The organism is Vasconcelosia minhoensis LEGE 07310, from assembly GCF_015207255.1.
GTDB lineage: Bacteria > Cyanobacteriota > Cyanobacteriia > Phormidesmidales > Phormidesmidaceae > Vasconcelosia > Vasconcelosia minhoensis.
On the sequence record NZ_JADEXG010000030.1, the window covers coordinates 38,022 to 57,066 of the forward strand.

The 19,045-nt window shown below is 55.4% G+C and carries 23 protein-coding genes and 1 pseudogene; 12 read left to right on the forward strand and 12 right to left on the reverse strand.

The window, feature by feature from the left end; genetic code table 11:
- Positions 1-151 precede the first annotated feature (151 nt).
- Positions 152-514 carry a hypothetical protein gene (locus tag IQ241_RS13595; protein WP_193908009.1) on the forward strand — a complete coding sequence of 121 codons (363 nt, stop codon included), beginning with the start codon at positions 152-154 and terminating at the stop codon, positions 512-514.
- 91 nt (positions 515-605) lie between these two features.
- Here the strand turns inward: IQ241_RS13595 and miaB are convergent, their stop codons facing one another.
- On the reverse strand, positions 606-1,961 hold the full coding sequence (gene miaB / locus IQ241_RS13600; RefSeq protein WP_193908011.1) for a tRNA (N6-isopentenyl adenosine(37)-C2)-methylthiotransferase MiaB: 1,356 nt from the start codon (positions 1,959-1,961) through the stop codon (positions 606-608).
- An 89-nt stretch (positions 1,962-2,050) separates the two neighbouring features.
- A complete protein-coding gene (locus IQ241_RS13605) occupies positions 2,051-2,599 on the reverse strand; it encodes a Uma2 family endonuclease (RefSeq protein ID WP_193908013.1) in 549 nt (182 codons plus the stop codon).
- A 63-nt stretch (positions 2,600-2,662) separates the two neighbouring features.
- Here IQ241_RS13605 and IQ241_RS13610 point away from each other — a divergent pair, with 63 nt between their 5' ends.
- Complete coding sequence (locus tag IQ241_RS13610) at positions 2,663-3,466, forward strand: Nif3-like dinuclear metal center hexameric protein (protein WP_193908023.1); 804 nt, start codon at positions 2,663-2,665, stop codon at positions 3,464-3,466.
- Between the two features lie 351 nt (positions 3,467-3,817).
- Positions 3,818-4,423, forward strand: coding sequence for a sulfotransferase family protein (locus IQ241_RS13615; protein ID WP_193908026.1), 606 nt, complete (start codon positions 3,818-3,820; stop codon positions 4,421-4,423).
- A 410-nt stretch (positions 4,424-4,833) separates the two neighbouring features.
- On the opposite strand, the gene IQ241_RS13620 is transcribed toward IQ241_RS13615, so the two are convergent.
- Both IQ241_RS13620 and nadA read right to left on the reverse strand, forming a co-directional pair.
- Entirely contained in the window at positions 4,834-5,046 is a 213-nt protein-coding gene (locus IQ241_RS13620; protein ID WP_193908028.1) for a CDGSH iron-sulfur domain-containing protein, read from the reverse strand.
- A gap of 176 nt (positions 5,047-5,222) precedes the next feature.
- Positions 5,223-6,191 (reverse strand): quinolinate synthase NadA, encoded by a 969-nt coding sequence (gene nadA / locus IQ241_RS13625; RefSeq protein ID WP_193908030.1) that lies wholly within the window; start codon positions 6,189-6,191, stop codon positions 5,223-5,225.
- Positions 6,192-6,373: 182 nt separating this feature from the next.
- Here nadA and IQ241_RS13630 point away from each other — a divergent pair, with 182 nt between their 5' ends.
- Entirely contained in the window at positions 6,374-7,822 is a 1,449-nt protein-coding gene (locus tag IQ241_RS13630) for a DUF3370 domain-containing protein (protein WP_193908032.1), read from the forward strand.
- Here IQ241_RS13630 and IQ241_RS13635 read toward each other — a convergent pair.
- On the reverse strand, positions 7,819-8,142 hold the full coding sequence (locus IQ241_RS13635; RefSeq protein WP_228021695.1) for a sensor histidine kinase: 324 nt from the start codon (positions 8,140-8,142) through the stop codon (positions 7,819-7,821). The genes IQ241_RS13630 and IQ241_RS13635 overlap by 4 nt on opposite strands.
- 66 nt (positions 8,143-8,208) lie before the next feature.
- Between IQ241_RS13635 and IQ241_RS13640 the strand changes: the two genes are divergently transcribed.
- On the forward strand, positions 8,209-8,631 hold the full coding sequence (locus tag IQ241_RS13640; protein WP_193908034.1) for a putative toxin-antitoxin system toxin component, PIN family: 423 nt from the start codon (positions 8,209-8,211) through the stop codon (positions 8,629-8,631).
- A gap of 5 nt (positions 8,632-8,636) precedes the next feature.
- Positions 8,637-8,873, forward strand: coding sequence for a toxin-antitoxin system HicB family antitoxin (locus IQ241_RS13645; protein ID WP_193908036.1), 237 nt, complete (start codon positions 8,637-8,639; stop codon positions 8,871-8,873).
- Positions 8,874-8,909: 36 nt separating this feature from the next.
- Here IQ241_RS13645 and IQ241_RS13650 read toward each other — a convergent pair whose 3' ends face one another.
- Entirely contained in the window at positions 8,910-9,923 is a 1,014-nt protein-coding gene (locus IQ241_RS13650; RefSeq protein WP_193908039.1) for a DNA/RNA non-specific endonuclease, read from the reverse strand.
- Between the two features lie 248 nt (positions 9,924-10,171).
- Between IQ241_RS13650 and sodN the strand changes: the two genes are divergently transcribed.
- On the forward strand, positions 10,172-10,645 hold the full coding sequence (gene sodN, locus IQ241_RS13655) for a superoxide dismutase, Ni (RefSeq protein WP_193908077.1): 474 nt from the start codon (positions 10,172-10,174) through the stop codon (positions 10,643-10,645).
- 59 nt (positions 10,646-10,704) lie between these two features.
- Positions 10,705-11,085 carry a nickel-type superoxide dismutase maturation protease gene (gene sodX / locus IQ241_RS13660; protein ID WP_193908041.1) on the forward strand — a complete coding sequence of 127 codons (381 nt, stop codon included), beginning with the start codon at positions 10,705-10,707 and terminating at the stop codon, positions 11,083-11,085.
- Positions 11,086-11,131: 46 nt separating this feature from the next.
- Here sodX and IQ241_RS13665 read toward each other — a convergent pair whose 3' ends face one another.
- Both IQ241_RS13665 and IQ241_RS13670 read right to left on the reverse strand, forming a co-directional pair.
- Positions 11,132-11,740: a Uma2 family endonuclease gene (locus IQ241_RS13665; protein ID WP_193908043.1), complete on the reverse strand. Its 609-nt coding sequence runs from the start codon at positions 11,738-11,740 to the stop codon at positions 11,132-11,134.
- Positions 11,712-11,996, reverse strand: a complete 285-nt coding sequence (locus IQ241_RS13670) for a DUF2442 domain-containing protein (RefSeq protein WP_193908045.1) — start codon at positions 11,994-11,996, stop codon at positions 11,712-11,714. Before IQ241_RS13670 ends, IQ241_RS13665 begins: the two co-directional genes overlap by 29 nt.
- 128 nt (positions 11,997-12,124) lie before the next feature.
- Between IQ241_RS13670 and IQ241_RS13675 the strand changes: the two genes are divergently transcribed.
- Positions 12,125-12,670 (forward strand): Uma2 family endonuclease, encoded by a 546-nt coding sequence (locus IQ241_RS13675; RefSeq protein ID WP_193908047.1) that lies wholly within the window; start codon positions 12,125-12,127, stop codon positions 12,668-12,670.
- Here IQ241_RS13675 and IQ241_RS13680 read toward each other — a convergent pair.
- The 3 genes from IQ241_RS13680 to IQ241_RS13690 all read right to left on the reverse strand — a co-directional run bounded on the left by IQ241_RS13680 (position 12,660) and on the right by IQ241_RS13690 (position 14,797).
- Positions 12,660-13,304 carry a class I SAM-dependent methyltransferase gene (locus IQ241_RS13680; protein WP_193908049.1) on the reverse strand — a complete coding sequence of 215 codons (645 nt, stop codon included), beginning with the start codon at positions 13,302-13,304 and terminating at the stop codon, positions 12,660-12,662. The genes IQ241_RS13675 and IQ241_RS13680 overlap by 11 nt on opposite strands.
- A 79-nt stretch (positions 13,305-13,383) precedes the next feature.
- A complete protein-coding gene (locus IQ241_RS13685; protein ID WP_193908079.1) occupies positions 13,384-14,292 on the reverse strand; it encodes a DMT family transporter in 909 nt (302 codons plus the stop codon).
- Between the two features lie 40 nt (positions 14,293-14,332).
- Positions 14,333-14,797, reverse strand: coding sequence for a hypothetical protein (locus tag IQ241_RS13690; protein WP_193908051.1), 465 nt, complete (start codon positions 14,795-14,797; stop codon positions 14,333-14,335).
- A gap of 267 nt (positions 14,798-15,064) precedes the next feature.
- Between IQ241_RS13690 and IQ241_RS13695 the strand changes: the two genes are divergently transcribed.
- The 3 genes from IQ241_RS13695 to IQ241_RS13705 all read left to right on the forward strand — a co-directional run bounded on the left by IQ241_RS13695 (position 15,065) and on the right by IQ241_RS13705 (position 18,452).
- Complete coding sequence (locus IQ241_RS13695) at positions 15,065-15,241, forward strand: hypothetical protein (RefSeq protein ID WP_193908053.1); 177 nt, start codon at positions 15,065-15,067, stop codon at positions 15,239-15,241.
- Between the two features lie 205 nt (positions 15,242-15,446).
- On the forward strand, positions 15,447-16,742 hold the full coding sequence (locus IQ241_RS13700; RefSeq protein ID WP_322743658.1) for a cysteate synthase: 1,296 nt from the start codon (positions 15,447-15,449) through the stop codon (positions 16,740-16,742).
- A gap of 30 nt (positions 16,743-16,772) precedes the next feature.
- Positions 16,773-18,452 carry a GH3 auxin-responsive promoter family protein gene (locus IQ241_RS13705; RefSeq protein ID WP_193908056.1) on the forward strand — a complete coding sequence of 560 codons (1,680 nt, stop codon included), beginning with the start codon at positions 16,773-16,775 and terminating at the stop codon, positions 18,450-18,452.
- A 263-nt stretch (positions 18,453-18,715) separates the two neighbouring features.
- Here the strand turns inward: IQ241_RS13705 and IQ241_RS13710 are convergent.
- Positions 18,716-19,045, reverse strand: a pseudogene (locus tag IQ241_RS13710) (IS5-like element ISLesp5 family transposase); the annotation flags it as partial.

Genomic DNA, 19,045 nt, shown 5'->3' on the forward strand with positions numbered 1-19,045 from the left:
AGCCACTTCATCAGAGAACCAATGCGACTTCATCCCCCCCCAGAATGACTTTGTACTAGCGAATCTGTATAGGTCAGAATACCTATGGGATCGTGAAAGCCAAAAGCTATAATGTGAGCTGGCCAATCGCGACCTCTACTCGGTGAGCCCTATGACAAAACTGACTCAACACCTGACTTGCAGTCTAATTAGCGTTGGCCTATCAGCGGTGACGCTACCAGCGATGGCTTCGCCTGAGATCTCCAGCGGAGATGCCACAATCCGCGCCGATATGAACAGCTGCCTGTCTCGGACCGATGACTTTATGGCAGAGCTCGCAATTCCAACCGAACGGGGCGATACCTACCGCACCGGCTTTTTCGAGGATGGCTCTTTTCGCATCGTCTGCTACGACAACCCGGGGACCCGCAATCCGTCCAGCCGAGTCGTGGTATTCGCTGCCCACGATAGTGACATTGACGTCGCCAACAGTTTTGTCCAGATTGCGCTCCAGAAAATTACCCAGCAGCGGTAGGGGTGGGGGAGTGACGGGGTGATCGGGTGTTCGCGAGGTGTCGCTGTAGGCGTTAGGAGTAATCGAGTGATCGGGTGATGGAATATTTGGCTCAGGCTACGACTGGAGAGAGCAGCGGCACTGCGGTTAGGCTGAAGGCTCTGGTCTCGGTTACCTGGACCGGCACGAGCTGACCTTTGAGCTGGCTGATATCGCCTTCAAAAAAAGTGAGCCGATTGCCGCGGGTGCGGCCCATGACCTGGGTGGGGTCTTTGGGATTGATCGCTTCGACCAGTACCTCTTCAATTCGGTTTTGGTAGCGCTGCGATCGCGCTTCAGCCTGCTGCGACACCAGATGATTGAGCCGCTGCAGCCGGTCCTTTTTAACTTCCTCATCTAGCTGGTCGGGCCAGAGCGCTGCCGGGGTCCCCGGTCGGGGCGAATAGGCTGCCGTGTTGAGCAGGTCAAAGCCGATATCGGCCACGAGCCGCAGCGTGTTCTGAAACTGGGCTTCGGTTTCGCCCGGGAAGCCGACAATCGCATCGGCGCTGATCGATGCATCCGGCATGTAGCGGCGGATGGTGTCGATAATGCGGCGATATTTTTCATGGGTGTAGCCCCGGGCCATCGCCTTGAGCACCGCATTATCGCCCGACTGGAAGGGGATATGGAAATGCTCACAGAGCTTAGGCAGCTCGGCGCAGGCCTGAATCAGCCGCTCGGTGAAATAGCGCGGGTGGCTAGTGGCAAAGCGAATGCGCTCAATTCCTGGTACGTCGTGGACGAAGTAAAGCAGGTCGGTCAGGGTATTCTGCCGCCGCCCAGAGGCGTCAATTCCAGGCAGGTCGCGGCCATAGGCGTCAATGTTCTGACCCAGCAGCGTCACCTCGCGATAGCCCTGCTGTCCTATTGCTGCCATTTCTGACCGAATCGCAGTCGGCTCCCGGGACTGCTCGACGCCACGCACACCCGGCACAACACAGTAGGTACAGCGCTCATTGCAGCCATAGATCACGTTGACCCAAGCCGTCACTTCGCTATCCCGACGCGGCTTGGTGATGTCTTCAATAATCTCGATCGGCTCGGTCGCGACTACCTGGGTACCGCTAAACACCTGCTCCAGCAGCTCCCCTAGCCGGTTGGCATGCTGCGGACCCATTACCAAATCTAATTCGGGGACGCGGCGCAGCAGGGCTTCACCCTCCTGCTGGGCCACGCAGCCTGCGACGACGAGGGTCAGGTCGGGCTGTTCGTGCTTGCGTTTAGCCTGCCGTCCCAAGTAAGAGTAAACCTTCTGCTCGGCGTTGTCGCGAATGGTGCAGGTATTGTAAAGAACCAGATCGGCCTGGTTGGGGTCTTCGGTCCAGACCAGGCCCATATCGTCTAGAATGCCCCCCATCCGCTCGGAGTCTGCCTTGTTCATTTGGCAGCCAAAGGTCGTAATGTGGTAGCGGCGCAGAGCAGTCATGGCAAGTCCTGGGCGTTAGTGGACGGATGGACAGTTTCCTATTGTGCCATTTTGCCTGAGGAATCGGCTATGGCAATATCAAATGGGCGCTAGTCCACTAGCTTATCGACCAAGACGCTGAACCCCAATAGAACCTTTTGAGTCGCTGCCGTACCGCCTGCGACGATGACTTCCTGACGGTCTGCCGTGACGATAACAACCCAGCGATTTTCTGGAAAGACCAGCCAAACTTCTTCGCTGCCTGAAGCCAGATATTCCTGGGACTTGGTCAGCAAATCTTCAGCAAAATCCGTAGGAGAGACAATTTCAGCAATCAGTGGAAAACTCTGCATCAGCACTTTAGCGTCACCATGCTGCGCCAGTAAGTCAGGTGTCAGATAGGCCACATCTGGCGAACGGCCCCGGTCAACAGTACGGCAGGGTACCTCCGTATAGACCTCGCCCCCAAGCCCGTTTTCATCTACGTAGTTTCGCCACAATGTGCTCAACCGGCTCTGAATTTTGCTGTGCTTGAGGGTCATGCCTTGATTTTCAATCATTTCGCCGTCTACCCACTCAGTACCAACAGGCGGACGGTCCAGCCAGGCTTCTAACGAATTTGTGGATAGAATCCCAGAGGGCTCAACGGCGGCAACCATTTACTTAAGCGCTACAAATTTCCTAAATTGATTGTAGACCACCGATTCGGAGCCGTTGCCTCTATGACTATCGCCGAGCTAATCGCCAGCTTTGAAGTCTGGGCGCACCCAGACTGGCAGGAAAAGTGGGACAACTGCGGCTGGCAGATTGAGCCCGGTATTTTAGACCAGCTGCCTGGAGTACTGGTCTGCCTAACGCCGACACTGGCGGTGATGGCTGAGGCGATTCAGCTAAAGCAGCAGGGGCATCCTGTGAACCTGATCTTTGCTCACCATCCGCTGATATTTCATCCCCTCAAGTCGGTGACGGCGGGTGACCCGGTGGGGGATATGGTGCGACTCGGCCTCACCCACGGCATTGGCGTCTATAGCGCCCATACCAATTTTGACCAGGTTGCCGACGGGACGGCGGATGTCCTGGCCCAGTTGCTACAGCTCCAGCAGCCTGAACCCGTGGTCCCCACCGAGACCGGGCGGGGCTATGGCCGAGTCGGAGATTTGCCTAACCCCTGTTCGCTACGGCAGCTTTTATCTCAGATTCAAGCGAAGCTAGAACCGCCTACTTTGCTTTATTCCCCTACCGCGAATCTACAGCAGACCATTCGCCGGGTCGCAGTCCTGGGGGGCTCTGGGGCTAGCTTTCTCTCAGCCGTCAGCACAACTGGGGCTCAGGTCTACCTCACCTCAGACTGCAAGTTTCACCAGTTTCAGGAGGGGCGAGATCGCGGCCTCATCTTAGTAGACGCTGGTCACTATGCTACCGAACGCCCGGCCTGTGCGCGCCTGACTGACTGGCTGCGTCAGCAGGGCGCTAGCTGGGTTCGCCTGAGCGATCGGGATGAAGACTTTCGTCAGTACTTTCGCTAAACTAGCGGCTAGCTGAAAGATACAGGCCCGATTGCAGCCTGATCCTGTTGTCAATGCGATCGCGCTTTTTGCAGCTATCAGACTCATGGTTCGCTTATTTATTTTAGTGGTTCGCTAAATTCTGAAAACGCCACATGTAGCGTAAAGTTGATTACATTTTCCTCATGACTTCCTGAGACGCCATATGGCAAGAGAAGACTCATGGGTTAGAACATTTGTCAATAGACCGGAAAGCCATTGCTTTCGTGGTATTTCTGAATCTCAAATTATTTTGAGCGAACCATAAGATCAGAAGCTTTCACACCGCAAATTGTCTGAAAATCAATCAACTTGAATCAGTTAAAGGAGCATATGAGCAAGGTTTTTGGGATCGGCTGGGCTAAGACTGGGACTTCGACCCTGGGCAAATGTTTTGAAATATTAGGCTTTGATCATCAAAGCCAGAATCTGGGATTAGCCAAAGATCTCGCTAAGCCTGACTTATCAAGAATCATGGCGTTAGCACAGGAAAAAGAAACATTTGAAGACTGGCCTTGGATTATCCTCTATAAAGAACTCGATCAGGCGTTTCCCGGCAGCCGATTTATTTTGACCCAACGAGAACCTGACCAGTGGATTCGAAGCTATAAAAACATGTTGGCAAATCAGGGGGGTGAGTCGGAAGAGCTGAATGAGATCCGCCGAATTCTCTATGGCCTCCCCTTTCCTCAGGTCTCAAGGGAAGCGATGATTCAGCGATATAGGCGTCACAATGATGAAGTTACAGATTATTTTCGCGACCGTTCGGATAGCTTGCTAGTCGTCAACTGGGGCAAGGGTGATGGTTGGAAAGAGCTCTGTGAGTTCTTGGATAAACCGATTCCAGCTCAGCCATTTCCCCACACCAACAAAGGAAAATACTATCGAAAAACGATCTCGAGTCGGGTGCAGAACAAACTGAGGGCTTGGTTAAAATAGCGCTGCGATACAAGAACACCTCGAAAGCCTTTTTGGGAACATAGCATTTGTGGCTTTGTCGCCGCCGCCCCTGACTACGCGGGTTGAGAAGGCCAAACTCATCATTTTTCCGATCTTTCCAAAACTGCACCACGGCCCTGGGGCCGGCGGATATCTTGAACCGGCTGGAGTCTCCCTAGATGAGGGCTTACCGAGATAGCGGCTCCGTTGAGAAAAATGCTGACATAGCCCCCAGCTGATCAGCCGATATAGATAACCTAGGGGATGATAGAGGCTGCGGCCGATGGCCATGTCAAGCGCGATCGCGACCAGCAAAATCAGCGATCCCTTCCAGAGGAGGCTCCGGAAGCGCCTAAGCCTTAGAAAAGGTAATTCAGCCTGGACAGATTCAACATTGCACCGATGACTTGCTAAGAGGCTTCCGAAGCCCTAGGCGCAGACTGAAAGTCAATCTGCTTGTGATTGCCTGTACAGAAGGGCTGATTCTCAGAGGCACCACAGCGACAAAGCGCAATCACCTTTTGCTCTGCCGGGAACTCTCCTCCTTCAGCATCGACGATGGAAACATCGCCCGTAATCCGAAAAGGACCATTGTCTGCCACCGCAATCTTTACATCAGCCATAACCGTCTCTTTCACTCCTATTTTTTATTGATGTTTCATTGAGGATTGACGTTCATTCAAAAGTATAGGGTGAATGATTGAACCCAGTATGGAAATTACGGACGATACGAAAGCGATCGCGGCTGACCTCATCTTCCGCCTGTCCCACTGTCCGGTACTTATCCTCAAGTGAGCCGCTATGCCGCACTCATCTCCAGCATCTTCTGAATAGGCCGCAGGGCCGCAGTCTGAACCTCAGCAGGCAGGGTAATCTCAGGACTGCGGTTTTTCATTGCTAGGTAGAGCTTTTCTAGCGTATTCAGCCGCATGTGGGGGCACTCGTTGCAGGCGCAGTTGTTCATCGGCGGGGCGGGAATGAATAGCTTCTCGGGGACCTGCTTCTCCATTTGGTGAATGATGCCTGGCTCGGTCACGACGATGAACTGATTACAGCTGCTCTGCTGCACATGCTTGAGCAGCGCTGTGGTTGACCCGACAAAGCTAGCGTGGCGCAGGACTGGCGCTTCGCATTCAGGATGGGCAATAATTTCAGCCTGGGGATACTCCATTTTGAGCTGAAGAATCTTTTTCTCAGAAAACGTTTCATGCACGATGCAGCTGCCCTGCCAGAGCACCATGTCGCGACCGGTCTGGGCCATGACGTAGCGACCTAAGTTGCGGTCGGGGGCAAAGATAATCGGCTGCTCGGGGGGAAGCTGATTCACTAGCTTAACCGCATTGGAACTGGTGCAAATCAGGTCGCTCATCGCCTTGATCTCCGCCGTGCAGTTGATGTAGGAAATCACGAAGTGGTCGGGATGGGCCGCCTTAAACTTTGCGAAGGCCGCTGGCGGACAGCTTTCTGCCAGGGAGCAGCCGGCCTCCAGGTCGGGCAGCAGCACCAGCTTATGGGGATTCAGTATTTTGGCGGTTTCAGCCATAAAGTGAACCCCGGCAAACACGATCACATCCGCATCGGTCGCCGCCGCCTGCTGCGAAAGCCCCAGCGAGTCGCCAATATAGTCAGCCACATCCTGGATCTCTGGTTCCTGGTAATAATGGGCTAAAATGACCGCGTTCAGGTCTTTTTTAAGCTGTTCGACAGCTGCAAATAGGTCTTTTGGCAGCGCAGTCGGCTGGGTGGGTCTGGGGGCAGTTGTAAACACGGCGTCTTACCTTTATTGTATCAGCGCTTAAATGTTTGCCTTTTAATTATAGTCATTATTACCAAAATTGTGGGCTATTCCAGCGGTCAGTCTTAAAACCGGCACAGCTACGCCTAAGGTTTGCTGAGTCAGCGTCGTCTCAGTGTTATGTTGAGAAACGGTTTGCTGATTCAAGTTGCCCTATGTTTTTGCTGCTGTCACTCCTATGGCAAGCGCCCAACCTGCCCCTGCCCCCCACTCGGCCGCTAGTGCTGGCTCAGCGTCAGCTGGTGACCCAGCCGCAGGAGGTGCGTCCGCTGCCGGGCGGGCTCGATCAGGTACCGGTGTTTAATGACAATAGCCCAGAGCGAATTGGGACGGAAGGCATCTTACTGTCCACCTTTCCTCGGCGCGGCAAATCCGAGCCCTCGGCTCACCTGGACTATGCCTTCAACGGTCGATTTGACCTGTTTTCGCACCACGTCGTACAGGGACAGTCGCCCACCGATATGCGGACGATGTTTCAAGGGATCATTGTCCATAACCCCAGCCGCCAGCCCGTAACGCTGACCCTGCGAGAGGCGGCGAGCTACCTCAGTCAGGATGCGCCCTGGCAGGAGCTAGCCTCGGTCGAGTCAAATCTGGCCAGTACTCGATTTGCCGGGCCGGGCAGCCGCCTGATGAACGATATTCTGCGGGACCGGCGACAGGCGAGCTGGCCTGCCCAGATCGAGATTCCGCCGGGGCAGAATCGGCTGCTGATGAATGTGCCGATTCCCCTGCGGCGGCTGAGCGTCGCGACGGATGGGACGCTGCCGCCAGGGAGTCCGCTACTGCCGACGGCATCCAAGGCGGCTAGCAGCGAACCCCGGATCAACGGTCGCTCCACGTTAATGCGGCTGTCCAGTAACGGCCCGCTCTATGTGGCCAGTCTGGCGATGTACGCGCCCCTTGGGGAAGACGGTGAAGAGCGGGTGCCAACGCTTCAGGAATGGCAGACGCTGCTGGTGCGGGGTGGACTAGCGGGTCCGCGCGATCGCGCCCCCACCCCACCCGGCTCCAGCGCTGACCCATTTCTCTACGGTCGCGTCGCGGGCGTGGCCCAGGGCTCCAGCTGGAATGCTACCCTCACCGATCCTGGCGACAGTCGGCTGACGATTCCGGCAGTGGGCGATCGCCTGTCTTACGTCTTGAGTACGCTAGAGCGCAATACCTTTGGCACCGGCCAGATCCAGAGCGCGCCGATGCTGGCCCGCTACGCCGATACCGCCTACCGGGCCAACGGCAACTACGGGATTGAATACGACCTGAGGCTGCCGCTCTACAACGATAGCGAGCAAACTCAAACGGTATCGCTCTCGGTACAGACGCCGCTGCAAAATGAAACGCTGCGTGGCGAGCTCCAGTTTTTAGAATCGCCCGAATCGCGCGTGTTCTTTCGGGGTACGGTGCTGTTTATCTACCAAGATCGGGACGGTCGCCCTCGGGCTAGCTACACCCACCTGGTCCAAAATCGCGGGCAGCAGGGAGAACCCTTAGTACAGCTTGAGCTGGAGCCCGGCGATCGCAGTCTGGTGCAGGTGCAGTTTCTCTACCCGCCGGACGCGACTCCGCCGCAGGTGCTGACGATTGAAACCCTGGCGAATGACTAGCCCGGGCTAGGAACCGCGATCGGCTCAACCCTGGTTGCCCCCGAATTGGATACAGACCCTTTCCCTTCCCCCGTGGGCGCGTCGCTGGGCTGCTGGATCGGAATCTGAATTAAAAATTCCGTGCCTGCCCCCAGCTGCGAGCGGCATTCCAGCTTGCCCTGGTGCCTTTCAACCACAATTTGATGGCTGATCGACATGCCGATACCGGTACCTTTGCCCACGGGTTTGGTGGTAAAGAAGGGATTGAAAAGTTTGTCGATGACGGCCTGGGGCATACCGGGGCCGTTATCTGCGATCGCGATTGGGCATATCCACCGCAATCACCTCTGTCCGGTCAATAACGCCGCTGAAGCAATTTATGGTAGCGCATACGCTATCATAGCGGTATGCCGAATAAGCTCGTCATCGATACTAGCGTTATTATCAGTGCGCTAATTGGCCCGAGTGGTCCGAGTCGGGCACTGATTCGGCGCTGCTTCATGGGTGATTATCAACCTTTAATGGGAAATGCCCTGTTTAGCGAATATGAATCGGTTATAGGAAGAGACCGGGTACTTGCTCGATGCCCTTTAACCCAAACTGAGATACGGATTCTGCTCCAGTCCCTGATGAGCGTTAGCAAATGGATTTCTATCTACTACACCTGGAGACCCAACCTGAGAGACGAAGCCGACAATCATCTAATTGAGTTAGCAGTGGCTGGCAACGCTCAAATGATTGCTACTAACAATGTCAAATATTTTCAAAATTCTGAGCTGCTGTTTCCCAACTTGATAATTCTAAAACCAGAAGAAGTTCTGAGGAGATGACCGCTATGGCGACTTTGACCGTTCGTTTGCCCGATGATAAGCATGAGAGATTGAAGGAATTTGCCCAAAGCAGGGGGATCAGCGTCAATAAGCTGATTGAGGAGCTTTCTACGATTGCGCTGGCAGAATTTGATGCGTTTACCCGCTTTAAAGCCATGGCTGCGATTGGAGATCCAAATGAAGGGTTAAGGCTGCTTGAGAAATTGGATTTTTTGACCAGCCAAACCGATAGTCAAGCCTAGCTGCAATCCTTTCCCCATTGGTCAACCATTGAAGAGTTAACCGCAGATTTTAGCCTCGATTATGGCCTGAATTTCGACTGGCACTGAGGATAGCAGGTCGTAACCGGTGGCGATTTCAATCCGGTCAACGGTGGTCTGGTAGGTTTGCCAGCTGGCGTCTACGCGATCGCGATTGGGCATATCCACCGCAATCACCTCTGTTCGATCGGTGATGCCACTGACGCTAGCCGTTGGCGAATCCAGCACCACAATCACTTTCCAAATCCGACCCGGTACGGTCACCTCGCCCACTTTACCCCGCTCGCCATAAACGCCGCCGATGACATAGAGCGACTTGCCTTCCCGAACCCGCTGCCGGGAATATTCTTCCAGCTCTTTCCAGGGACCACGATTGTTATCTGCGGTTTGCGGAAAGACGTTAGACATGAGAAAGGTGGCGGAGTTGTCCTGGGGGCTGCGGGTGCGATCTCCCGACGGCACCATATGACCGCGATCGTAGCCAGAACCGCGATAGGCCGTGGGCAGGACGGGTGGGAATTCCTTGGGCAGGCCGCTGTCGGGGCGGAAGTCATCCTGGCGGTCGGTTTGGCCTAGCCAGCTGCGGTTGACCAGCCAGCTGGCCCAGATCAGGGAAGCGCGATCGCGATCATAGGCCAGCACATACTGCTCTCGCTCGATCAGATAGTTGCCAACGTAGGTTTTGCCCGCGTGGCTGGGATTGCCCAGCGCCAGATGCGAGCTGGGCGAAACGTAGGTCAGCGGTTCCAACGGCCGTGTCGCCAGCGGTAGCGCTTCGCAGGCTCTGCCGTTGCCGTCTCGATCTAGGCCGTAGGGGTCACCGCGAACGGCGTCGAGCACCGCCTGGGCCAGCGGCTGGCTAATCAGGTCGCCACAGTCGCAGTCATCATCGACGCAGGGCGGCAGGCTGGCGCGGGGATTGGCCCCAGCTGAAAAGAGGCTGCAATGGGTGGTCAGCAGAGCCAGCGGCAGGAGCAGCAAACGCCTCGGCCGGCCAGCTCGTTTAGACTTACGCGTTGGTTCAGTTTGCATTGAGCCTGGAGGTTTTATAGAATTTTCAGCCTGAAGAAAACTTTACTGAACGGCACCCGCTATGGCAGTCTGCCCAAAGCGGCGACTGCCATAGCGGCTGAGTAGAGCAAACTTGCCCCATCTGCTCTAAAGTCACGGCTAGAGAAAGAATCGGTATACTGGACGATTGAAACCTGGCTTCAAACCTTTTAAACTTGATACATTCACGCTATAAGAGCAAAATTCAATTGATGACTATGCCCATAACTATGCTAGAACAAGCAATCTCAAACCTTAAGGCGTGGCTGCCTGCCCCGGCTGTCCACGCGCACTGCGATGGTCCCTGTGGTGTGTACGACCCGTCCTCGGCTCGGATTGCCGCTGAAGCCGTCCTCTCCATGACCAAAAAAATTATGGATTTGGAGCCGCCAGCGTCGGGCGATCAGGCGGCTATGGTGACTTACGAAAATACCATGTCGCGCTACATCGCGATTAAAGAGGAGCAGGCGCAGATTACTAAGGACGAGGTGCTAATCCTCTGGACGGACTATTTCAAGCCGGTTCACTTGGAAAAGTATCCCGACCTGCATGACACCTTCTGGAAGACAGCAAAGCTCTGCTCCTCCTGCAAGGTTGAGGTCAGCACGCAGCACGCCCAGGAGCTGATGGAATCGGTGCAGAAGATCCACAATATCTTCTGGGCCACCAAAGAACGGGATGTTTCCTGGTATACCGCTAGCTAGATAATCGCGATCGCACCCCCATCCCGCAGCGCTCACCGCCCTGCGGGATTTTTGCTTGTATGTCCATTCCCCCCGCTAGCTTTACTGAATACGCCCTCTGGCTGCTAGGCCGCCGCCGCCTGTTCACCATATTCAACGAGTCCATGCAGCCGACCCTGAAGCCAGGGGATAAGGTGTTTGTAGACCCCAGTTGGCAGGCCCGACAGTCGCTGAAGCCGGGGGATATTGCGATCGCGCATCACCCTTTCCAGCCCAACCTCAAGCTGATTAAGCGAGTCCAGGACGTTTTCTACGACGGCAGCTACTATCTAGTTAGCGATAACGCCTCTGAGCTAACCGCCCAAGACAGCCGCAAATTTGGCCCAGTTGCCCCCAATCTCATCATTGGCCGCGTAACCAGCTTTTTTTACAGGTCAGAGAACAAACTCAATCTCTCCTAATTGATAGGATTGATAGGTTCGCAATGTATGATCTGCGTTGTGGTGGTCATGTTAGTGATTCCGGTAGTTGTCTCAATGCTAGAATTTGAGCGGTGCTTAAGGTGAAGTCAGGAATAATTGTCGATTTGATTGGCGTGCTTTCGGTGTAAACGGTATCTTCGTATTGGCCATTTACCCATAGGCATAGTGTGGTCTGCTGCATTTCTGGACCGACAATCCAATATTCTGTGATTCCTCGGGCAGCGTATTCGGTACGCTTGTGACGGTAGTCGCGGTCGCGATTTTCCTGCCCTGGAGAAACCACTTCCACCACCAAAACCGGCGGCGGCATATCGTAGGTAATCGTATTTCTGCGCTGACCTGCTAGGGCGGCATAGCCCGCTTCACTCAGAACAGTCAAGTCGGGCAGACGCACCTTTGCTCTTCTGCCACTGACGGCGATCTCTAGATCTTTAAGATTAATCAGCACGATGGGGACATACTTTGCCAGCTCCAGCATCAGCAGCTTAGCCAGCTTGCAGTTCTCAGGCGACTCAGTCGGCATTGCTACTAGCTCACCGTTCACCAGCTCATAGCGGGTATCGGTGCCATCGTCATAGGCCAGATAGTCGGCCAGCGTCAGCAGTTTAAAGGGGCTGGGTGTAGCTGGCGTCATAGCGAGGTAAGGGCTGTTTAGCAATGAGGGAACAAAGCACGTCGGGGTCGAGGTCGGCATGATTAGGCCAGCAGACGGTACCCAGGTCAGGGTTGACGGTGACCTGGGCAAAGTAGGCAGATACCTTCAAAGGCTCAAAAATGCCAGTAAATTTAACCAATTTTTGAATATTAACGATGCCCTCAATGCCATCTTCGAAAGTGAGGTGCAGACAATAATCCTTTAAAGGCTGAACAGCGACAATGTTTTTCAACATGGGTTACTCCAGGGACTGGAATTTTTCTGAAGGGTTCAAACATCAGCGCGGGATTATAGTCAAACCTTAGCAAACCTGAGCAGATAGGATAAATTTAATGGATTACGCGACAGAGCGGGAGCAGCGCGGTGACAGCCCTAGCGAAATGGACGGTGGATGACTACCATCGGCTGATTGACAGCGGCATTCTCAGTCAGCGTCGGGTTGAGCTGCTGCAAGGAGACCTGATTGAGATGGCACCGGAAGGCCCAGGCCATGCCTACACGACTGAATCCGGCACGAGCTATCTGCGGGCCCAGCTGAAGCATCGAGCTGTAGTGCGAGAAGCGCACCCGATTACGCTGGCCCAGTCTGAACCTCAGCCCGATATCGCCGTTGTCCAGCCGCCGCGCGATCGCTATAGAGAGCGCCATCCTTCAGCAGCAGAGATTTTTTGGCTAATTGAGGTCGCCCAATCGACCCTGGCCTATGACCTGGGCGAAAAGAAGCGAGTCTATGCCACAGCCGGGATTCCAGAATACTGGGTGATAGACCTGGCAAATCGCCAAATTTTTCGGTTTAGCGACCCGCTGGGTGAAACCTATGGGACTGAGCTGCGAGTGAGTCAGGGCAGCCTCCGGCCCGTCGCGTTTCCTGAGCTAGACCTGCAAGTCGGACAGTTTTTCAGCGGCTAGCAGTTCCAACCGCTTGGGGGACTCGGTACTCGACCCGGACGCGATCTCGGAAGCGACTGTCGCGGTTGACAAACCGATCCTGCCGCACTACCTCCAGACCCAGAGCTTCAAAATGGGCCAGCTCTGCCAGGGTCAGCGGCCAGGGGGCGCTATCGGGAGGCGTCTCAGACTGGCGGATGTAGGTGGCGATCAGGGCGGTGCCGCCGGGGGCGGCCAGGGCCGCAATCTGCTCAATTACTTCTGGCCGGATATCTACCGGCAGAGCTTGAATCGTGCGGAAATCGTAGACCAGGTCGAAGCGATATCGCCAGTCGGGCGGCAGCTGAAAGAGGTCGGCTACCTGGTAATGGACCGATGAGTTGGGAAAGCGCTGCTGGCACCACGCGATCGCGGTTGCTGAAATATCGAAGGCGGTGACCTCAAAGCCATAGTTCGCCAGCGCTTCGGCATCGTCGCCCAGTCCGCAGGCGACGACTACGGCAGAGCGACCCGTGCTCTCCGGCGCGGCCTGCTCTAGCCAGTCTTGCAGATAGGGCGTCACCTCCATCAGCGCCCAGGGAATCTGGCCCGGGTCGCCCTGGGCCAGGGCGTCGGCGTAGAGCGGCTCAAACCAGTCAGAATCTTGTGCGGACATCGAGTTTGCTTAAAAGAGGCCAGGTTTCTTTATAGTCTATTTGTCTTATAGACCGGCAGTCAGGCTGACCTGCCTGGCGCTATGGCGGCGGCTTTTGCCAGGGCATCAGCTGCCAGCCCTGGGGCGGCAGGCGACCATCCATCACAGCCAGGCCGACAAAAATTACCGCCATACCGACTAGGGCGCTCCAGGGCAGCCGTTCATTCAGCAGCGCAATACCCAGCAGCGAGGCACTGAGGGGAATCAAAAACGCTACCAGGTTGGCATAGGTGGCACCAGCTCGGGTCAGCAGGGAAAAGTAAATCAGGTAGGCGCTGGCGGTCGAAAAGACGCCCAGGCTAAGCAACGCCATCCCCGTCGCCGGGCTGAACTGAATCACTCCCGGGGCTGACGCTAGAGCAATGATCAGCATCACCAGGGCGCTGACGGTAATGCTGCCCGCTGCGACTACCGTCGGCGACATCGGGCTGAGGCGACGGCCATAGATGCCCGCTAGCCCGTAGGACAGGGCCGCCCCTAAAATTGCAAACTGTCCTAGGTCGTCCCAGCCTAGGCCGCTCAGCACGGTTGGTCCGACCAGCACGATGACGCCGCCAAAGCCAATCGTCACGCCACTTAGACGGCTGTAGGTGAGTTTCTCATCGGCGGTCAGCCAGTGGGCTAAGACGACCGTAAATAGAGGCGTTGTAGCATTCAGGATAGCGGCTAGACTGCCTTCGATATACTGCTGCCCCCAAACAATCAGGTTGAAGGGAACCAGATTATTGACACAGCTCAGCTGAAACAGCCGCAGCCAGACCCGGGGCGATCGCGGCAGCCGTTCGCCCCGCAGATAGAGAATCAGGTTCAGGGTGAGGGCCGCGATCGCGAGCCGTCCCGCCACAATCAGCAGCGGCGGCAGGTCGCGCAGGGCAATCTCCACAAAATAAAAGGAGCTACCCCACAGCATGGAAAGCAGCAGCAGCAGCAGCCAGTCTTTTAAGCCCATCACCAATTCGGCTGAGTCAAAACCATGACCTGTAGCGGGTTCAAAGCCGCTCGGCGAAAAACGACTGGAACCCGGCCAGCCGACCATTTTCGCCCCAGCGGGCCGCGAAGCCAGACAGCGTATCAATCTGATGCGCCTCGTCGTCAGGCAAAGCGGGCTCGAACCCGAGCAGGTCTTGCTGCGGCGGTAGGGCGGTCCAGTCCGCAATATCTGGCCGCCACCAGAGCACCCGGCAGAGCCGATGAAACCCTTGCTTTCCCTCATAGGGCTCACAGTCTAGGATTTCGACCAGATGAGTCAGCTTGCCGTTTTGCACCAGGGCGATCTGGTCTGCGGCTTCGATCATTTCAGCCTTGTTGGTGGCAAAGTCCAAGGGAAAAATCGTCACATAGTTGTGATCAATCGTGTGTGGCGAATCCTGAAAGCGATCGCGGGTGTAGGCCCAGCCATTGGGGTCGCGGACGGCCTTGATCCACTTCAGCTTTGATAAAACCAGATGGTTCATGGGACTCCCAAGAGTAGTGGACGGACCTGAATCGAGCTTTGGCCAAGTTGAGCTGAAGCCGGGCCACATTGCTGAACGCCCACCCCATCATAGAGCACTGCCGATGTCAGGATTCGCGGATTGCGGCTGAAGGCCGCTGCCACAGAGACTTGATACTACGGATAAAATTTAATGAGGCTTTGTTAAATCGCTTGATTTAGCCCCGCTGATTTAGAAACCTTTGGAAGTTACGAAAACCCTATAAACCTGATTTTAATGAACGCCATCATGTCGAACCACTTAGAACTGCAACCGCCCAGTCAGACCGCTGAGCCAGCTTCATCTAATCCAGCACTTCCAAGCTGCTGCAAGTGCGATCGGGCTGCCATCATTCAGGACGGCGAAGGGCTGGCCTACTGCCCTGACCATGCGCCCAGTCAGCTTTGGGAAGATACTAGCGGCTAAGGCTAACGGCTGCCTACAGGGTCCCGGCGCGATCTCCTTTACGAGTTTTTGACACTTATTGTTTATACTGAGTCTGAATTTTGCAGTCAGGGGGAATCCAGGATGTTCAGCCTTTTGCACCATTACAGCTAGTGAGTCAGGGGCGATAGGTTTAGAAAACTATCGGGCCGTTGTTCCCATAAATATGCCAAAAATCAATGATTCAGTGACCGATTGTTCTCATTACCGTCTGCGATGTGTTCACTGTGGAGCAGACTATCCCGCTAATCCGTTTCGCCTGCAATGTGACCAGCCTCACGCGCCGTCTCTGCTCCGTACGGTTTATCGCACCCAGCAGCTGACGATCAGGCCCCATCTCCCCGGTATTTTTCGATTCCTCGACTGGCTGCCCGCCGACCATTTTTTAGCGGGAGGTGGCAAACCCATCACCTACCAAAGCACCCACCTAGCCCGGCGGCTGGGCCTAGAACAGCTCTACATCAGCTTCAATGGCTACTGGCCAGAGCGAGCAGCGAACCTGCTCACGGGCTCCTTCAAGGAATTAGAGGCCCCCTCAGTGCTGGCCCGGGTGCCCGAGCATCATCGTCGCACTCTGGTGGTGGCTTCGGCCGGGAACACGGGCCGGGCCTTTGCCCACATTTGCTCTAGCCTAGCGCGATCGCTCTATCTGGTGATTCCTGAAAAAAATCTGGACGCGATCTGGTCTACGTCTAAGTTTTATCCCGGCGTGCGGCTGATCGTCGTCAGTGACGGGGGCGACTATGCGGACGCGATCGCGCTGGCCCAGCAGATCGGTCAGCTAGACGGATTCTTTCCCGAAGGCGGAGCGGCTAATGTGGCCCGGCGGGACGGCATGGGGCTGACTGTACTGGACGCGGTGACGACCTTAGGCCAGATTCCGGCGCACTACTTCCAGGCGGTAGGCTCGGGGACGGGCGGCATTTCGGCCTGGGAAGCCAATCAGCGCCTGCTCCAGGATGGCCGCTTTGGCAACCAGACTATGCAGCTACACCTGGCCCAAAATAGTCCCTTTAGCCCCATGGTCGATGCCTGGAAGCGGGGCAGCCGCACCCTTGTTGCTCGCCGTGAGGGGGTGACCAAGGCGCAGATTAATCAGGTTTCGGCTAAGGTGCTGACCAATCGCAGCCCGGCCTATGCGATCGCTGGTGGAGTCTACGATGCGCTAACCCAGACCGGGGGGCAAATGTACGCGGTCACTAACTCAGCCGCCGTTCGCGCCCGCCGCCTGTTTAAGGAACTCGAAGGCATCGATATTAGTCCCTCGGCTGGCATTGCGACAGCGGCCTTACTCCAGGCGGCTGAGGCCAATGCGCTGAAAAAAACAGACTGCATTTTGTTGAACATCACCAGCGGCGGCACCGAGCGCATCCGTCAGGACTATGCGCTGCACTATCTCGCGCCCCGGATGGCCTTTTCACCCCAGGAGATTCGCAGCGGTTCGGCTCTGCGGCATATCGAGCAGCAGCTGCTTTCCGTTTGAGTCCCCATTGCGTAGAGAGAATTGAGAGACATGGCAAATCCCCTGATGAATCTGGCTTTCCAGGCATTCGCCCAGCGCTCAACAGCTAGACTCATTCAACATGTTCAGCAGATCGAGCAGGCGCAGGAGACGTTTTTGCGATCGCTGCTCCAGTCTCACCAGGATACCGAATTTGGACGCGAGCATAAGCTCTCTGAAATCAAGACCATCGACCAGTTTCGCTTGCGCCTGCCGATTCGGCCCTACAGTGCCTTTGCGCCCTACATTCAGCGCATGGCCCATGGCGAAGCGAACGTGCTGGTGCCCGATCCGCTAATTTACTTCAACATCAGCAGCGGCTCGACCGGACAAAAGAAGTTTATTCCAGTGACGGCGCGATCGCGGCGGTTTCTCTCCCGCTCCAGCCGCACTGCGATTGGGTTTGCAATTAAGGCAGCACTGCGAGATCAGCGGCCCCTCGGCAAGATTCTCTTTCCCATGTCGGTCAACCCCCACGGACAGACGGCCTCCGGCATCAGCTATGCGCCGGTCAGTACGAGCGATATGTACCTGATGGATGGACTCTCTCGAAATCTGCTGTTTGTCCATCCGCCTGAAGCCTATCAGATTGCCGATACGACCGCTCGCTATTATATCTGTCTCATGTTTGCCCTAAGAGATCCAAACTTGCGGGTGATTCTAGCGACGTTTCCAATTCTAGCCCTGCAGATGTGTCGGCAGCTAGAAGAGCACGCCGACTCTTTGATCCAGGATATCGAAGTGGGGCAAATTGCCGACTGGATCAAGCTAGAACCGCAGCTGCGAGAGCGCCTGGAGCGTAAATGGTCCGCTGCGCCGAGACGGGCCGCCCAGCTCCGGCAAATCTATCAGTCCTACGGACGGCTGACGCCCCAAACAGCATGGTCCGGTTTATCGCTAATGGTAACAGCGCGAGCAGGCACTTCTAATTTTTACTTCGAGCAGTTCCCAGAATACTTTGGCGACCTGCCGATCTTTGGCGGCATCTATGCCTGTTCTGAAGGAAATCTGGGCGTTCACTATGACTTCAATACTGACAATGCCATTCCCGCGATTGAAAGTACTCTGATTGAATTTGTTCCTGAAGACCAGTGGGAGACTGACTGTCCTAAAACGCTGATGGCCTGGGAGCTGGAGGTAGGCCGCCGCTATCGAATTGTGTTGACCAACTACAGCGGCTTCTATCGCTATGACCTGGGCGACGTGGTTGAGATTGAGGGATTCTTTGAACAGGCTCCCCTGATGCGGTTTCTGCATCGTCGGGGCGGCGTCATCTCAGCCTCTACTGAAAAAACAACAGAAGCCCACGTACTGGCTACGATGCAGCAGCTGCAAAAGATTTTTCAGGTCACGCTCGGAAATTTTTGTATCACCTTACCTAAAAAGGATCTTCCCGCCTACTACTTGGTCAACATTGAACTGTCCCCCGCCGACCGACTGGCAGACCCTGAGAAATTTTTGCAGCAGTTTGAAGTCATTATGCAAAGTGTGCAGAAATTCTATGCCATTAAGCGACGGGACCAAATCGCCCCCCCGCGCTTGCGAATCCTGCCTTCGGGAAGCTTTGAAATTCTCAGACAGCGGATGATCCAGCGGGGCATCTCGGCGGCGCAGATCAAATTTCCCCACGTCACTGAAGATCGGCAGTGGTTAGATGGACTTAGCATTGAGCAGGAAGTGCGGTTAGAATAGGGCTAATGCTGGCCTTCGCGCTGTGCCGTTTAAGATCAATCTAGGGACCTATTCCCAGCTATCGGCGCTAATCCAGTCGTGAAACGGCAATTGGCTTTGCCTGTCATTAACTGCGGAGAACCGTTTCCAAGTTGAACTGGGCTGAGGAATCGATTTGCTAAGGATTGTCGTAGTTTAGGCCGGTGCTGTCAAGTTTAAAGGCCTAAAGGGGCTTTGTTGCATGAATTGAGAAAGGGACAGGGGTTTCCCATCTCGGTCGTTTTCTAGGCTGCAACGCGGTAGCTATCAGGCATTCCGAGCTGCGTCATCCGGTTAAGCGCCTTACATTCAATCATCAACTCGGTGGTTTGAGCTGCGATCTTTCTGGCACACACCTCACCTGTGAAAACGGTTTTGAGTCGGTACATCCCCGTCTCGCTGAGCGAACGGCGGTGATAGTTGACTTCTTCTTTCCAAGCTGAGCGACCCACTTTGCGGATGCGTCTGAGGTTCTCATCGCGCGGATGAGCCGGGCCTTTGCGGTTGCCGTGGAACCAGATCTTGGCATCCTTGCGCGGCGGTATCGCCGCCGTCGCCTCGCGCTCGTCAATCGC